Source organism: Paraburkholderia sp. RAU2J (genome assembly GCF_003634845.1).
Classification (GTDB): Bacteria; Pseudomonadota; Gammaproteobacteria; order Burkholderiales; family Burkholderiaceae; genus Paraburkholderia; species Paraburkholderia fynbosensis.
The window spans coordinates 3,503,576-3,518,826 of the sequence record NZ_RBXG01000001.1 but is presented as its reverse complement, the minus strand read 5'-3'; the positions used below and the strand labels follow the sequence as shown (position 1 = coordinate 3,518,826).

The 15,251-nt window shown below is 63.9% G+C and carries 16 protein-coding genes; 8 read left to right on the top strand and 8 right to left on the bottom strand.

Features of this window, described 5'->3' with window-relative positions:
* The first annotated feature begins 259 nt into the window (after positions 1–259).
* Positions 260–682, top strand: coding sequence for a hypothetical protein (locus tag B0G69_RS16000; protein WP_121318486.1), 423 nt, complete (start codon positions 260–262; stop codon positions 680–682).
* A 134-nt stretch (positions 683–816) separates the two neighbouring features.
* On the opposite strand, the gene B0G69_RS15995 is transcribed toward B0G69_RS16000, so the two are convergent.
* Entirely contained in the window at positions 817–1,644 is an 828-nt protein-coding gene (locus tag B0G69_RS15995; protein WP_121318477.1) for an ABC transporter permease, read from the bottom strand.
* A gap of 47 nt (positions 1,645–1,691) precedes the next feature.
* Entirely contained in the window at positions 1,692–2,606 is a 915-nt protein-coding gene (nodI, locus tag B0G69_RS15990) for a nodulation factor ABC transporter ATP-binding protein NodI (protein ID WP_121318475.1), read from the bottom strand.
* 275 nt (positions 2,607–2,881) lie between these two features.
* Between nodI and B0G69_RS15985 the strand changes: the two genes are divergently transcribed.
* The gene (locus B0G69_RS15985) at positions 2,882–3,346 is read left to right on the top strand and encodes a universal stress protein (protein ID WP_121318473.1); all 465 of its coding nucleotides are present in this window, start codon (positions 2,882–2,884) and stop codon (positions 3,344–3,346) included.
* Between the two features lie 61 nt (positions 3,347–3,407).
* Here the strand turns inward: B0G69_RS15985 and B0G69_RS15980 are convergent, their stop codons facing one another.
* From B0G69_RS15980 to lexA, 3 genes are all read right to left on the bottom strand, one after another.
* Positions 3,408–4,013, bottom strand: a complete 606-nt coding sequence (locus tag B0G69_RS15980) for a DUF2939 domain-containing protein (protein WP_121318471.1) — start codon at positions 4,011–4,013, stop codon at positions 3,408–3,410.
* Positions 4,014–4,188: 175 nt separating this feature from the next.
* Positions 4,189–4,533: a hypothetical protein gene (locus tag B0G69_RS15975; protein ID WP_147440734.1), complete on the bottom strand. Its 345-nt coding sequence runs from the start codon at positions 4,531–4,533 to the stop codon at positions 4,189–4,191.
* Between the two features lie 61 nt (positions 4,534–4,594).
* Positions 4,595–5,245: a transcriptional repressor LexA gene (gene lexA, locus B0G69_RS15970; RefSeq protein ID WP_121318467.1), complete on the bottom strand. Its 651-nt coding sequence runs from the start codon at positions 5,243–5,245 to the stop codon at positions 4,595–4,597.
* Positions 5,246–5,555: 310 nt separating this feature from the next.
* Between lexA and B0G69_RS15965 the strand changes: the two genes are divergently transcribed.
* The 6 genes from B0G69_RS15965 (at position 5,556) to B0G69_RS15940 (ending at position 12,005) form a co-directional block, all read left to right on the top strand.
* Positions 5,556–6,596: a sulfate ABC transporter substrate-binding protein gene (locus B0G69_RS15965; RefSeq protein WP_121318465.1), complete on the top strand. Its 1,041-nt coding sequence runs from the start codon at positions 5,556–5,558 to the stop codon at positions 6,594–6,596.
* A 148-nt stretch (positions 6,597–6,744) separates the two neighbouring features.
* A complete protein-coding gene (cysT, locus tag B0G69_RS15960) occupies positions 6,745–7,644 on the top strand; it encodes a sulfate ABC transporter permease subunit CysT (RefSeq protein ID WP_121318463.1) in 900 nt (299 codons plus the stop codon).
* Entirely contained in the window at positions 7,641–8,714 is a 1,074-nt protein-coding gene (cysW, locus tag B0G69_RS15955; RefSeq protein ID WP_199731226.1) for a sulfate ABC transporter permease subunit CysW, read from the top strand. The genes cysT and cysW overlap by 4 nt, the downstream gene beginning before the upstream one ends.
* On the top strand, positions 8,714–9,772 hold the full coding sequence (locus tag B0G69_RS15950; protein WP_121318461.1) for a sulfate ABC transporter ATP-binding protein: 1,059 nt from the start codon (positions 8,714–8,716) through the stop codon (positions 9,770–9,772). Before cysW ends, B0G69_RS15950 begins: the two co-directional genes overlap by 1 nt.
* Positions 9,773–9,904: 132 nt before the next feature.
* Positions 9,905–10,831 carry a CysB family HTH-type transcriptional regulator gene (locus B0G69_RS15945; RefSeq protein ID WP_042323869.1) on the top strand — a complete coding sequence of 309 codons (927 nt, stop codon included), beginning with the start codon at positions 9,905–9,907 and terminating at the stop codon, positions 10,829–10,831.
* Positions 10,832–10,991: 160 nt separating this feature from the next.
* Positions 10,992–12,005 (top strand): asparaginase, encoded by a 1,014-nt coding sequence (locus B0G69_RS15940; RefSeq protein WP_121319465.1) that lies wholly within the window; start codon positions 10,992–10,994, stop codon positions 12,003–12,005.
* 162 nt (positions 12,006–12,167) lie between these two features.
* Here B0G69_RS15940 and lysM read toward each other — a convergent pair whose 3' ends face one another.
* The 3 genes from lysM to hyi form a co-directional block, all read right to left on the bottom strand.
* Entirely contained in the window at positions 12,168–12,656 is a 489-nt protein-coding gene (lysM, locus tag B0G69_RS15935) for a peptidoglycan-binding protein LysM (RefSeq protein ID WP_121318459.1), read from the bottom strand.
* 758 nt (positions 12,657–13,414) lie between these two features.
* Positions 13,415–14,323, bottom strand: coding sequence for a 2-hydroxy-3-oxopropionate reductase (locus B0G69_RS15925; RefSeq protein WP_121318457.1), 909 nt, complete (start codon positions 14,321–14,323; stop codon positions 13,415–13,417).
* A gap of 81 nt (positions 14,324–14,404) precedes the next feature.
* Complete coding sequence (gene hyi / locus B0G69_RS15920) at positions 14,405–15,214, bottom strand: hydroxypyruvate isomerase (RefSeq protein WP_121318455.1); 810 nt, start codon at positions 15,212–15,214, stop codon at positions 14,405–14,407.
* Positions 15,215–15,251 lie beyond the last annotated feature (37 nt).

Sequence of the window (15,251 nt, the reverse complement as noted above, 5' to 3'; positions counted from 1 at the left end):
CGTGTGCTCACATCTGAAAAGACCGCATTCGTCAGCTGGCAGGCAAATGTCCCTCCAGGAACCCGATTCACGACCTAAACTGAGGTGGACGGAGGCGAGCGGGAAGAACCGGGCTGTGGGTGCTGCAATGCTGCAGCGCACGCCCGAAGGAAGTCCTCCTGAGGGGCACCAGTGGTAGGATTCAGCCCGAAAAATCGAGCGCGGCAGGCCATCGACATGCCCGCCGCACACAACAGAGCGATAGGACTCAGGACATCGAATGGCGCAACAAAAAACAAACCCAAAACTCGAGCAGGCGCTCACGCGCGGGGATCTGGCAATCCGTCAGGCGAATTCGGCACGGGCGACAGCCTTGCTGCGCGCGCTGGGCAAGATGATCGTCGACGCTTCGGCGACCATCGGTGTGGAAGCGTTCACGCTGATTCCCGATGGCGACAAGATTTACGATCCCGCCGATGGACTGTGGCCGCAGGAACTGCAGGTTTCGCTCGATGGTCCCGTCGAGGAAGCCGATCCCGATGAGGTTCGGACCGTGCGCCTGATTGCCGACGATCCGGGCACGGTGTTCCGGGTCGAATGGCAGCGCGCGGATGGCAAGATCGGGCGCCAGGATGGCGGCCCGTTCGCGACGGTGGCGTTCATCTCCGACGTCGACATTCCGTGGACGGACGAAGAGGACTGAAGGGAATTGTTTTTCGGGCGCGTGCGCGGATGCTGGCACTGACGCGCCTCGGGTTGCCGCAGGTCCATCAGCCTGCACGCCAGCTGCGGCTATTGAAGTCATTCGACGTATTCAGTGTATTCGACAGGCGGGCGCTATTTCATCATCCGTCGTCGAAACAGAATCGCCGACACGACAAACCCGCCCACCGCATAAGCCGCCAGCACGGTCAGATGCAGAAGCGCGTTGTCGAGGGGCCGCCCGAGCATCGCCGGGCGCATCAGATCGACCGCATGCGCGAGCGGCAGCACGCCGGTCACCGCTCGCGCGGCCGCGGGCAGTTGCGATGCGGGAAAGAACACGCCGGAGAGCAGCAACATCGGCGTCAATACCAGCGTCTGATAGAACATGAAAAAGTCGTACGACGGCGCGAGCGCCGTCACGACCATCGCGATGCTCGCGAACGCGAGCCCGGTCAGCACGATCACCGGCAACGCCAGCAGCATCGACGGGAAATTCGCGTAGCCGAGCGCGCCCGCCACCAGCATGATCGCCGCACCCGACAGCATCGACTTGCTGGCCGCCCAGATCACCTCGCCCAGCACGATGTCACCGAGTGTCAGCGGTGTATGCATGATCGCCTCCCACGTGCGCTGCACGTGCATGCGCGAGAAGCCCGAATACATCGACTCGAAACTCGCCGACATCATCACGCTCGACGCCACCGTGCCCGCCGCCAGAAACGCGATGTACGACACGCCGTCGACGTGTCCGACCATCAGCCCGAGCCCGAAGCCGAGGCCGAACAGATAAATCATCGGATCGGCGAGATTGCCGAACATCGACGCGAGCGCGAGCTTCTTCCAGACCAGATAGTTGCGGCGCCATACCGAAATCCAGTTGACGGCGTTGGCCGGAAAGGCGGCGAAGGGCTCCTGTTTCGACGGCGTGTCGCCAGGGGGGTCGTAAGTGCGTGCGTCCATTGCGTGTCTCGTGCGGTGTCGTGATGGCTTCGGCGGTGGCGGTGTCTTCAATCCTGCATCTCGCGGCCCGTGAGCCGCAGGAACACGTCCTCCAGATTCGCCGGCCGGTGCAGATAGCGCAGATCGGCGCGCTGCTTGAGCCGCGCATGCACCGGCTGCGCGTCGTTCACGTAGCAGAACAGCGTCTCGCCGCTGATCTCGGTTCGTTCGACGAGCGGCGCCAGTTCATCGCGCAATGCAAGCGGATCGGGACCGAAGATCTCGATCACGTCGCAGCCGATCTCGGATGCGATCAGCTCGCTCGGCGCGCCTTCGGCAATCTTGCGGCCTTCTTCGATCACACATAGCCGGTGACAGAGGCGCTCGGCTTCCTCCATGAAGTGGGTGGTCAGCAGGATCGTCTTGCCGCGCGTGAGCAGCGAGCGCAGTCGTTCCCAGATCAGATGGCGCGCCTGCGGATCGAGGCCGGTGGTCGGCTCGTCCATGATCAGCACGTCGGGGTCGTTGACGAGCGCGCGTGCCAGCGTCAGACGCCGTTTCATGCCACCCGACAGCTCGCTCACGCGCGCATCGGCCTTGCTTTCGAGCCGCGCGAATTCGAGCAGCGACGGCACCATCGCGCGGCACTGCGCGGCGCTCAGGCCGAAGTAACGGCCGAACACGAGCAGGTTTTCGCGCACGGTGAAGTCGGGATCGAGATTGTCGAATTGCGGCACCACGCCGACGCGCGCCCGCGCGAGCCGCGCGCGGCCCGGGATCGGCTCGCCGCATAGGCGGATCGCGCCGGCGTCGGGTGCCGCGATGCCGAGCAGCATGCGCAAGGTGGTCGTCTTGCCCGCGCCGTTCGGGCCGAGCAGACCGAAGCATTCGCCGGCGTTGACATGAAACGACAGTCCATCGACGACCGTTTTTTCGCCGTAGCTTTTCTTGACCTGGTGGAATTCAATGGCGGCTTCAGGCATAACTCGATCGAGGCTCCGGGAAAGACGCGAATGGCCGGGAAGGCCGCCTATTCTAGGGCATCGGCAGGTTGACGTCGGTAGGCGGATAGCGATTCGGAGGCCGGGTTTTGCACTGCCGCATCCGTTTGCCTAACCACTGCGAAGCTCGCACAAGCCCGCGCGCACCGGTTTAGGGCGCACGGCCCGCGCACATAGCGTTTTCCATCCCTTGCAACCTGAATTGCGGCGCACCATGATTCATTCAGCCCGCGCTTCCTGCGCGAAGGGAGAAAACCATGGCGAGCTACCAAAAAATTCTGCTGTGTTACGACGGCTCGCGCGAAGGCCGCAAAGCGCTGCGTTGCGGCGCCGACCTCGCGTTGGACCTGAAGGCTGAAACGCATTTGCTGTCCGTGGTCGACATGCGCTCCAGCATTGCGCAAAGCGCAGGTCTGCTGACCGATGTGGCCTGCGGCAGCTTCGAAAAAACCGCGCGCGACATCCTGCAGGAAGGGGTGGACTGGCTCACCGAACGTGGTGTGCACGCGCAAGGGCATTTCGCGTTCGGTCATCCCATCGACGAGATTGCGAACCTCGCCAATGACCTGCATGTCGATCTCGTGGTGGTAGGACATCGCTGCCGCACCGGCTTGTCGCGATGGTGGATGGGGGCAGGCAACACGCCGCTGCTCGATCGCGTGTCGTGCAGCATTCTGGTGGCGTGTTCTTCCGCGCAGGAGCAGCAGCAAGCCGCGGCTTGATGCGGCTTGCTGCGTGGGGACGCGCGTATGGAGCGAGTGGCTGGCCGTAACGGCCGGCCGGTCATTCGTTCAGATTGATTGCGGCGAGCTTCCACGTGAACAGACCTTCGCGCCGGAAGACCGCCGAGTAGTGCGCGTTGGCTTCGCCGCGCCGGTAAGTGACGACGAACTCATTGAGGCCGCGATAGCCTGCCGTGGTTTGCCGAGATGCCGGGGCCGTTGCGGTGGTGGGGGTGTCGCCAGCGGCGGGAGAGGCAGGCGTTTGCGTGGCTGGGGCAGGCGGATGTTCGCCAGGATCGCCGCGCGGCGGCATGCCATTCAGTAAGGCTGCGACGCCGTCTGGTGTCGCATAGGAATCCACCAGCGGACCGATCAGCGTCACGCCGATCATCGCGCCGATGGTGGCCATTTTGCTGTCGTTATCCGCGTCCAGCCGGCGCGTCAGCATGCCTGCGATCTGCTCCTTCAGGCTGCCGCGCAACGCGGGAAAATCCACGTATTGATTGACGGTTTGCGCGTCGCGCGCATCTGCCGCGCGTTTGAGATTATTCAGCGCGATATAGGGTGACGCGTAAGCAAACCCGAGTGCCGCAATCACTACGACTACAACCAGCGCGATCAGCAGCGGCCGGGTGGCGGCGCCCTTGGTTCGTGTCGGACCTGTCATCGAATGGAACTCCCGATCAGATTGGATTTAACGTGGACTACGGCCCCGCAAAAACAATCCCATTCTATGCAAATATCCGAACAGCAGGTCTGAAAAGCGAGCACGACAACCGCGATGCGTGAGGCATGGTGCGGCCTCCATGGTGCGGCCTCTTTACTGCTCATGACACACACGCTCACGACTCGAAGACTGCACCATGCACATTGGCTTCATCGGCAATGCACCGGTCGATCATGCGGCACACCGCGTCGACCGTGCCCACCATGATCAGCCGCGACGGCCCATGATAGACGCGCACCGGCGCGCGCCGTGCAGGTTCCGCCGTATTCAACCCGGAGTTCAACGACACACGGGCAAACGCCGGCAACGACGACGGCAGGCTCGCCGTATCAGCGGGCGCGTCGAACAGCGACGCGGAGTCCTGAGCCGGTGCTTCGATCAATGAGCAAGGCACCACATTGCGCAAATGGCGCAAACGGCCGAACTGGCGAAAGGGCAGCAGGCGGGCAAGGCGTTCCATGAGTCTCTCCAGGCGATGCAGCGTTGATGCGGCGTGGGATTAAGCGAACAGGCGCGGTGGCTTAGAACTCGCCAGGGCGGATCAGCCCCACGGCGATGCCCTCCAGCGCGAATTCCGCACTGCCGGTTTCAACGAAAATGTTCTCGTAATCGGGGTTCTCCGCGATCAGCTCGAGGCCGTTCGGCCGACGCTTCAGGCGCTTGACCGTGACGTCGTCGCCGAGCCGGGCGATGATGATCTGGCCGTCTTTCGCCTCGCTCTTCTTTTGCACCGCGAGCAGGTCGCCGTCGAAGATGCCTGCGTCGCGCATGGACAGCCCGCGCACCTTCAACAGGTAGTCGGGCTTGCTCGAGAACAGCGCCGGATCACACGCGAAGTGCTGCGAGATATGTTCCTGCGCGAGGATCGGGCTGCCGGCAGCCACCCGGCCGATCAGCGGCAGCGACAGCTGCATGATGCTCGAGTGCGGCAGCGTGAACTGATGCGGTGAATCTTCCGGGCCCGCCAGCAGGCGAATACCGCGTGACGCGCCGGCGGCGAGTTCGATCACACCCTTGCGAGCGAGCGCGCGCAAATGTTCTTCTGCCGAGTTGGCCGAGCTGAAGCCCAGTTCGGCGGCAATTTCCGCGCGGGTGGGCGGAAAACCGGTGCGTTCGATCGCCCGGCGAATCAGATCGAAAACCTGCTGCTGTCGTGCGGTGAGTTTTGTCATGGCCACTGTATGTATGAACAGGTGACTGTATTTTTATACAGTATTCGGCGCAATTCAAGCTTTACTTTAAGTTCGTGACCCTGGGTGCCGTTACGGCGCCCGTAATCGGCGTCCAAACGTCCGTTTTCATGCCGCAACGCCTTATCCAGCTGTCATTACCACTTTTGCGTATTAAAGAATGAAGAAACATTATTTTTAATGATGAAAGCGCTTCGATAGACTGCCTTCCAGTTGCCGCTCATGTGCACGTGACCGCGACGCAGAACAACACCACGCTGGTTTCAGCGCACTACACGCGGAGAAAGTTCACATGAATCATCGACACACGGGGCTGGCTCGGAAAACGAAGCAACTCATCGCGGCGCTCGCGTTCGGCGCGGCCGGCGCGCTCGGCGCGATGACACCGGCGCATGCGGCCGACACCACACTGCTGAACGTTTCCTACGACCCGACGCGCGAGCTGTATCAGGAGGTCAACCAGGCGTTCGGCAAGGAATGGAAAACGAAGACCGGCGAGACGATCACCTTCAAGCAGTCGCACGGCGGTTCCGGCGCGCAGGCGCGCTCGGTGCTCGACGGCCTGCAGGCGGACGTCGTCACCCTCGCACTCGCCTACGACATCGATGCGCTCGCCGGCAAGGGGCTGCTCGACAAGGGCTGGCAAAAGCGCTTGCCGGACAACGCGTCGCCGTACACGTCGACGATCGTGTTCCTCGTGCGCAAGGGCAACCCGAAGCACATCAAGGACTGGGACGATCTGATCAAGCCGGGTGTGTCGATCGTCACGCCGAATCCGAAGACTTCGGGCGGCGCGCGCTGGAACTACCTCGCGGCGTGGGCGTACGCGCAACATCAGCCGGGCGGCAATGCCCAGAAAGCGAAGGAATTCGTCGGCAAGCTGTATAAGAACGCCGGCGTGCTGGACTCGGGCGCGCGTGGCGCGACTACCAGCTTCGTGCAGCGTGGCATCGGCGACGTACTGATCGCGTGGGAAAACGAAGCGTTCCTGTCGCTGAAGGAGTTCGGTCCGGACAAGTTTGAAATCGTCGTGCCGTCGGTGAGCATTCTCGCCGAGCCGCCGGTCGCGGTGGTGGACAAGGTCGTCGACAAGCGCGGCACGCGCAAGCTGGCCGAGGCGTATCTGAACTTCCTGTATAGCGAGCAAGGCCAGGAGATCGCCGCGCGCAACTTCTACCGTCCGCGTTCGAACAAGGTGCCGGCCGACCTGACCGCGAAGTTTCCGAAGCTGAAGCTGTACACGGTGGACGATTCGTTCGGCGGCTGGGCCAACGCGCAGAAGACGCACTTTGCCGACGGCGGTGTGTTCGACTCGATCTACCAGCCTCAATAACGCTGTCGATGCCCTAACCGGCATCGATACACCGGCGCGGCGGCGCGCCACTTCCGGGCGCGCCCAGTGGGCGCGCTTCTGGCCAACCGGAATCCGGACCCGTTGGCCGAAGATCAAACGCCAGCATCAACCTGAACGAGTATCCAGCATGACGACGTTGACCTTCCGAAAGCCGAGTGCATTGCCCGGCTTTGGCCTGACACTCGGCATCACGGTGGCTTATCTGAGCCTCGTGGTGCTGATTCCGCTTGCGGCGACCTTTCTCAAGACCGCGACGCTCGACTGGGACCAGTTCGTGCGCGCGGTCACGTCGCCGCGGGTGCTCGCGTCGTACCGGCTGACGTTCTTCTCGGCGCTCGGCGGCGCGCTGATCAACGCGGTGTTCGGCTTTCTGGTCGCGTGGGTGCTGGTGCGCTACACGTTCCCGTTCAAGCGCATCGTCGACGCGGTGGTCGATCTGCCGTTCGCGCTGCCCACGTCGGTCGCCGGCATTTCGCTCGCGGCGGTGTACTCGGGCAACGGCTGGATCGGGCAGTTTCTCGAACCGCTCGGCATCAAGATCGCCTTCACGCCGGCGGGTGTGCTGGTCGCGCTGACCTTCATCGGCTTGCCGTTCGTCGTGCGCACGGTGCAACCGGTGCTCGAAGAGTTCGAGCGCGAGCAGGAAGAGGCCGCCGCGTGCCTCGGCGCGACGCGCTGGCTGACGTTTCGCCGCGTCGTGCTGCCGGCGGTGTTCCCGGCGCTCCTGACGGGCTTCGCGCTCGCGTTCGCGCGTGCGCTCGGCGAATACGGCTCGGTGATCTTCATCGCCGGCAACGTGCCGATGAAATCGGAAATCACCTCGCTTCTGATCATCACCAAGCTCGAGCAGTACGACTACGCCGGCGCGACCGCGCTGGCGGTGGTGATGCTGGTGGTGGCGTTCCTGATGCTGCTGTTCATCAATACCTTGCAATGGTACTTGCAGCGCCGCACGAGCCGCGGCAGCGCGGGCCCGGCGCCTGGCACGGCAACCGGTGTGGCGGCGATCGGCGCAGGTGTGCAATGAGCCGCCGTCCCGAGCATGACGTGAACCGCGCGGCGCCGAGCGCGACCGCGGCCGTGGCCCCGCGTGCGCCGCTGAACGTCGCGCGCCGGCCCGATCCGGTGACCGAGCGGCCCGTGGTGCGCTGGCTGCTGACCGGCATCGCGCTGCTGTTTCTCGCGCTGTTCCTGGTCGTGCCGCTGGTGGCCGTGTTCTACCAGGCGTTGAACAAGGGTCTCGCGTTCTATTTTGAAGCGCTCGCCGATCCCGATGCGCTCGCGGCCATCAAGCTGACCGTGATTACCGCCGCGATCGCAGTGCCGTTGAATCTCGTGTTCGGTCTGCTGGCCTCGTGGTGTATCGCGAAGTTCGAATTCCGCGGCAAGGCGCTGCTGACCACACTGATCGATCTGCCGTTCTCGGTGTCGCCGGTGATTTCGGGTTTGATCTACGTGCTGATGTTCGGCGCACAAGGCTGGTTCGGTCCGTGGCTGCAGGCGCATGACGTGCAGATCATCTTCGCGGTGCCGGGCATCGTGATGGCGACTATCTTCGTCACGTTCCCGTTCGTCGCGCGCGAGCTGATCCCACTGATGCAGGCGCAAGGCAACGACGAAGAAGAGGCCGCGCACGTGCTCGGCGCCTCGGGCTGGCAGATCTTTCGCCGCGTCACGCTGCCGAACATCAAGTGGGGTCTGCTGTACGGCGTGATTCTGTGTAACGCGCGGGCGATGGGCGAGTTCGGCGCGGTCTCGGTGGTGTCGGGCCACATTCGTGGCCAGACCGACACGATGCCGCTGCACGTCGAGATTCTCTACAACGAATACAACTTCTCGGCGGCGTTCGCCGTGGCGTCGGTGCTGGCCTTGCTCGCACTCGTGACGCTGGGGCTCAAGCTGCTCGCCGAGCGCCATATGTCGGCGGAACTGTCGGCCGCGCGCGATGTGCCTGCCTACGCTGGGCCGCCCACGCCGTCCACCGTCGCCGCATCGGGATCGCACGCCGGGTCGCGTTCCGTTCCGTCTTCTTTCCAGCAGTCCGTCAATACGACGCATGCGTCGCAGCAACACCCGCTCAAGCAAGGAGAGCTGTAATGGGTATCACTGTTCGTCACCTGCAAAAGCGCTTCGGCGATTTCGTCGCGCTCGACAACGTCTCGCTCGATTTTCCGCCGGGCGAACTGGTTGCGCTGCTCGGGCCGTCGGGTTGTGGCAAGACCACCTTGCTGCGCGTGATCGCCGGACTCGAATATGCGGACGGCGGCCAGGTCGTGCTGCAAGGGCAGGACGTCGCGACGGTCGGCGCGCGCGAGCGTGAAGTGGGTTTCGTGTTCCAGCATTACGCGCTGTTCCGCCACATGACGGTGTTCGAGAACGTGGCGTTCGGCCTGCGCGTGAAGCCGCACAAGGAGCGGCCGTCCGAAGCGGTGATCCGCGAGAAAGTGCATGAATTGCTCAAGCTCGTGCAGCTCGACTGGCTCGCGCAACGCTATCCGTCGGAGCTGTCGGGCGGTCAGCGGCAACGGATCGCATTGGCGCGCGCGCTTGCGGTCGAGCCGAAAGTGCTGCTGCTCGACGAGCCGTTCGGCGCGCTCGACGCCAAGGTGCGCAAGGAGCTGCGCAGCTGGCTGCGGCGTCTGCACGACGATCTGCATATCTCGACGATCTTCGTTACGCACGATCAGGAAGAAGCGCTCGAAGTGGCCGACCGCATCGTCGTGCTCAATCGCGGTCATGTGGAGCAGGTAGGCAGTCCGCAGGACGTGTACGACCATCCGCAGACCTCGTTCGTCTACGAGTTTCTCGGTGCGGCGAACCGTCTGCACGGCAAGGTCGACGCGAGCGGCTTCGTGGTCGACGGCGCCGCGCTGCCGGTCGCGATTACCGCCAGTTTTAGCGGTCCGGCTTTCGCCTACGTGCGCCCGCACGATCTGCAGTTGTATCCGCAGGCGGCGGGTCATCGCGAAGGCATCGTCGTCGACGTGCGGCGCGTGGTGACGCTGGGCGGCTCGGTGCGCGTCGAACTCGCGGGCCGCGAAGGCAATATGCTGGAAGCCGAACTCGATCGCGAATCGTGGCGTGATCTGCAACTGGCGGTTGGCGACGGGGTGACGGCGGTGCCGCGCGCACTGCGCGTATTTCCGGCGCAGTGAGGCAGGCGCGCAGCGACAGATTGCGCGCATCACCCGGCAACATACCGGGCGACGGAAGCGGATAGCGCAACGTCGGCCGACGTTTCGATAGAACTCGAATAACTCAACTCTGGCTGAACCGGAGACATACAAATGAATTTCCAGCAATTGCGCTTCGTGCGCGAGGCTGTGCGTCAGAACATGAATCTGACCGAAGTGGCGAACGTGCTGTACACGTCGCAGTCGGGCGTATCGAAACAGATCAAGGATCTGGAAGACGAACTCGGCGTCGATATTTTCATCCGGCGCGGCAAGCGCCTGACGGGCCTGACCGAGCCGGGCAAGGCGGTGCATCAGCTGATCGAGCGGATGCTGCTCGACGCGGAGAATCTGCGCCGCGTCGCGCGCCAGTTCGCCGATCAGGACAGCGGCCATCTCGTCGTGGCGACGACCCACACGCAGGCACGTTACGCGCTGCCCAAGGTGATTCGCCAGTTCACCGAAGTATTTCCGAAGGTGCATCTGGCGCTGCGCCAGGGCAGTCCGCAGCAGATCGCGCAGATGATCATCAACGGCGAAGCGGATATCGGCATTTCGACCGAAGCGCTCGACCGCTTCCCGGATATCGTCACGTTCCCGTGCTATTCGTGGCATCACGTCGTGGTGGTGCCGAAGGATCACCCGCTGGTGGGCCGGCCGAATCTGACGCTCGACGAGATCGCCGAATTCCCGATCGTCACGTACGACCAGGACTTCACGGGCCGCTCGCACATCGACCAGGCGTTCGCGAAAGCGGGGGCGCTGCCCGACGTCGTGCTGACCGCGATCGACGCCGACGTGATCAAGACCTACGTCGAACTCGGCATGGGCATCGGCGTGGTCGCGGCGATGGCCTACGATCCGAAGCGCGACACCGAACTGGTCGCGCTCGACACGCAGCATCTGTTCGAAGCGAGCACGACGCGTGTCGGTCTGCGTAAGGGCGCGTTCCTGCGCGCCTACGCCTACCGGCTGATCGAAATGTTCGCGCCGCAGCTCAACGAAGCGGACATCGCCGCGCAGTTGCGCGAAGCGGTTTGAGGAGGGCGCCGGGCCGGCGAGGTCCGGTGCGGGTTTGGCGCGTGACTCGATGCGCGCCTGACACGCGTAGCCCGGCGCGAACGTCGGGCCGGCCCGAAACGAACGGGCATCCGTTTAATCCCGCGTGGCGGCGCGCGGCGCATCGCTTACAATCGCGGCCATGAATACTTTGACATCCTCTTGCGCGCTGCCGCGCATCGCCGTGCTGGCGACCGGCGGCACGATCGCCGGGGCGGCCGCGGACGAGACCAATACGTCCGGCTACCAGGCGGGCGTCGTCGGCGTCGATCAATTGCTGGCCGTGGTGCCGGCCCTGTCGACGGTGGCGCGGATCACGCCCGAACAGATTGCCAGCGTCGACAGCAAAGACATGGCAACGTCGCTCTGGACCACGCTCGCGCAACGCATCAATACGCTGCTCGCCACCGACGACGTCGATGGCGTAGTGGTCACGCATGGCACCGACACGCTCGAAGAAACTGCGTATCTGCTGCATCTGACCATCAAGTCCGACAAGCCGGTGGTGCTCACCGCGGCGATGCGCCCGGCCTCCGCACTGTCCGCCGATGGTCCGCTGAATCTGCTGAATGCGGTGACGGTCGCCGCACATGCGGGCTCGCGCGGGCAGGGCGTGCTGGTCGCGTTCAACAACCGCATTCACAGCGCCCGCGACGTGGTCAAGACGAGCACGTACGCGGTGGATGCGTTCCAGTCGCCGGAGATCGGCGCGCTCGGCTGGGTGCAGGACGGCCGCGTGGAATTCCAGCGCGCCGTGGTGCGCGCGCATACGCTCGCCACGGGGTTCGTGATCGGCTCGAACTGGCCGCACGTGGAGATCGTCACGAGCTATGCGGGCGTGTCGCGCATCGCCGTCGATGCGCTGGTGGCCGCCGGGGTGCGCGGTATCGTCGTCGCCGGCACGGGCAATGGCTCGATTCACGTGTCGATGCTGCAGGCGCTCGCCGATGCCGCGTCGCAAGGCGTGGCGATAGTGCGTGCGTCGCGCGCGGGTTCGGGACACGTGATGCACAACGGCGCCGCCGCCGACGATGCGCTCGGTTTCATCAGCGCGGGTTCGCTGAATCCGTACAAGGCGCGAGTGTTGCTGATGCTGGCGCTGGCCGCGGGTGGCACGGGGCCGGTTGCATTGCAGAAGGTGTTCGACACGTACTGACGATGCGGCGCTAGCTCTGCCGACTGGCGGCTCGCGCCGGTGCTGCATAGTGTGAACACTCAATGAAAAACGCGGCGCTCGGGCCGATGACCCGAGCGCCGCGTTGTCGTTTTCCGCGTGCGTCTTTACGCCGATACGGAAGGGCGTGTCACGCCGGCCTTATCACTGCGGCGGAATCACCAGCACCTGGCCCGGGTAAATCTTGTCCGGGCTCTTCAGCATCGGCGTGTTCGCCTGGAAGATCACATCGTTCTTCGCGCCGCTGCCGTAGTACTTCTCCGCAATCTTCCACAGATTGTCACCGGATACGACCGTATGGAACTGCGTCGGCGCGGCGGCCGGCGTGGTAACGGTCAGTTGATCGTCGACCTTGTCGACGTTTTGCACGTTGCCGGCGGCGACGAGGATCTTGTCTTTGGTCGGCTGATCTGCCGCCTCACCGGCGACGGTGACGGTATGGCTCGTGCCGTCGTACGTGACCTGAAGGTTGGTCGCGTCGAGGCCCTGGCTGCGGATATACGTGGCGACCGCGTCGCCCGCGGTTTTATTCAGGGCGGCCAGATCGGGCGCGGCGGGTGCGGCTTGCGCGGGCGTAGAGGCGGCGCCGAACAGCTTTTCGCCGGCTTCCTTGATGAAACTGAGAATACCCATCGATCACTCTCCTGACGTGGTGGCGCAAAAAAAATTTACGCACGGGTTAGGCACTGGTTGAGAAATCAGGCAAACGCTCAGGACGACACGCGCTGCGACAGGCAGGACGCCATGCCCAGGCGCCATCACCAGAAACAACTCAGGGCGCGTGGTGTCCGTCACGCGTGCAGCCGGACTCAACGAGTGTAGGAGAAAAGCGCGCGACGATGTGTCAAAAAAGGTTCGGGGGAAGGCGGGGAGTTGCAAGCAAATGCAAACGGACGTGCAAGCGGGCGCGAGCCGTGATTGCTATTGGTGCGCGTGATTGCCGCGGCGACTGGCGCGTGGCGGAAAAAGCATGATGATGAATCCGACAGCCGGACACCCGACGACGACGTCTGACCGACCAAGGCTTCCCCGGCATCGCCGGGCGCCGCTGCGGACCCCACTTGCCGCTCTCAGCCCAGAGCGGCACGATTTGCCCGTTGCGCCGCGCATGCTGCGCGACGAACGGGCGCCCCACCTGTGATTGCCGTGAAAGCGACGATGCGCGGATCGTGGCAGTCGGTATGACGGTTTGATGTATTTTTTGTACGTGTGCGTCACCGGTCTTGCTGATGACGCTTGCGGCATGCCTCCCCGATTGGCCTGTCGCTTCATTGCATGACTGGTTGCGCTTCGCTGCTGTGCGTCGGTACGGCTCTCTCGCAGCAGCAGCGGGCACAGGCAACGTAGCCCCTGCAAAAAAGGCGCTGTTACGCGCCTTCCGGCAAACCGCGTCAAGCCGCCTTGGCTTCGCTGCCCGACGCCTGTGCGACTTCGTAGTTCGCCATGATTTCCAGCGCGCGCACCATCGCCGAGTGATCCCAGGCCTTGCCGCCGTTCGCCGCGCACACGCTGAACAACTGCTGCGCGCTCGCGGTATGAGGCAGCGCGATGCCGAGCTTGCGTGCGCCATCGAGTGCGAGGTTCAGATCCTTCTGATGCAGCTCGATACGGAAGCCCGGATCGAACGTGCGTTTGGTCATGCGCTCGCCATGCACTTCGAGAATTCGCGACGACGCAAAGCCGCCCATCAGCGCGCGGCGCACCCGCTCCGGATCGGCGCCCGAACGCGACGCGAACAGGAGCGCTTCGGCCACCGCCTCGATGTTCAGCGCGACGATGATCTGGTTCGCCACCTTGCAGGTCTGGCCCGCGCCGTTCTCGCCGATCAGCGAGATGTTCTTGCCCATCAGTTCGAACAGCGGCTTGGCCTGCGCGAAGGCTTTTTCCGGGCCGCCCACCATGATCGTCAGCGACGCTTCGCGCGCGCCGACTTCGCCGCCCGACACCGGCGCGTCGAGATAGTCGACGCCCAGTGCGTTGATCTTTTTCGCGAAGGCTTGCGTGTCGAGCGGGGAGATCGAACTCATGTCGATCACGAGCTTGCCCTTCGTGAGACCGGCGGCGACGCCGTCGTCGGCGAACAGCACGTTGGCGACGTCAGGCGTGTCCGGCACCATGATGACGACGATGTCGGCGGCCTGCGCGACGGCGGTCGAATTGGCGACCACGCTGGTCGTCCTGGCGAGGTCTTCCGGCACCGGATAGGCGCCGTTCACGAACAGCGAGTGACCGCCCTTGATGAGGTTGCGCGCCATGTGCGCGCCCATGATGCCGAGGCCGATGAAACCGATCTTTGCCATGTGTCTGAATCTCCAGGGTTGTTTGGTGTGCCTGGGGGCACTTCCTTCTGGGCGTGAAGCGTGACGCGCCCGACTTGCCGCTCAGGCCGCCACGTGCGCCGCGCCGCGCGTTTGCCCGGCCATGCTCTGCACCCAGCAAAGGCCGGCGGCGGTGGTCGTGCGCGGCTTGTACTCGCAGCCGACGTAGCCGTCATAGCCAATCGAATCGAGCAGCGAAAACAGATAGGGGTAGTTGATTTCGCCGGTACCCGGTTCGTTGCGGCCCGGGTTGTCGGCAAGCTGGATGTGTGCGATCTGCGCCAGGTTCTTCCTGATGGTCGCCGCGAGTTCGCCTTCCATCCGTTGCATGTGATAGATGTCGTATTGCAGGAACAGATTGTCCGAGCCGACCGCACGAATCACGTCGAGGCCCTCGCTCGAACGGTTCAGCGCGAAGCCGGGAATGTCGTACGCGTTGCACGGCTCGACCAGCAGTTTGATGCCGGCGTTCTTCAGTTCGCCCGCGGCGAAACGCAGGTTGTCGACGATCGCCGTGCGCGCCTTGTCCGCATCGACACCCGCCGTCGGAATGCCGACGAGGCAATTCAGTTGCGGCACCTTCAACGCGCTCGCGTATTCGATCGCGCGTCCCACGCCTTCCTGAAACTCGCCCACGCGATCCGGCAGACACGCGATGCCGCGTTCGCCCGCTTCCCAGTTGCCCGCCGGCAGGTTGTGCAACACCAGCTTCAGACGGTTCTGCTGCAGGCGCTCGCTCAACTCGGCGATCTGATACGGATACGGAAAGAGGAATTCGACGGCGTGAAAGCCCGCGTCCGCCGCCGCGGCGAAGCGGTCGAGGAACGGGACTTCGTTGAACAGCATGGTGAGATTCGCTGCAAATTTCGGCATGGTGCGTGTGTCTCTCTGGTCGGTCAGTGGAATAAGT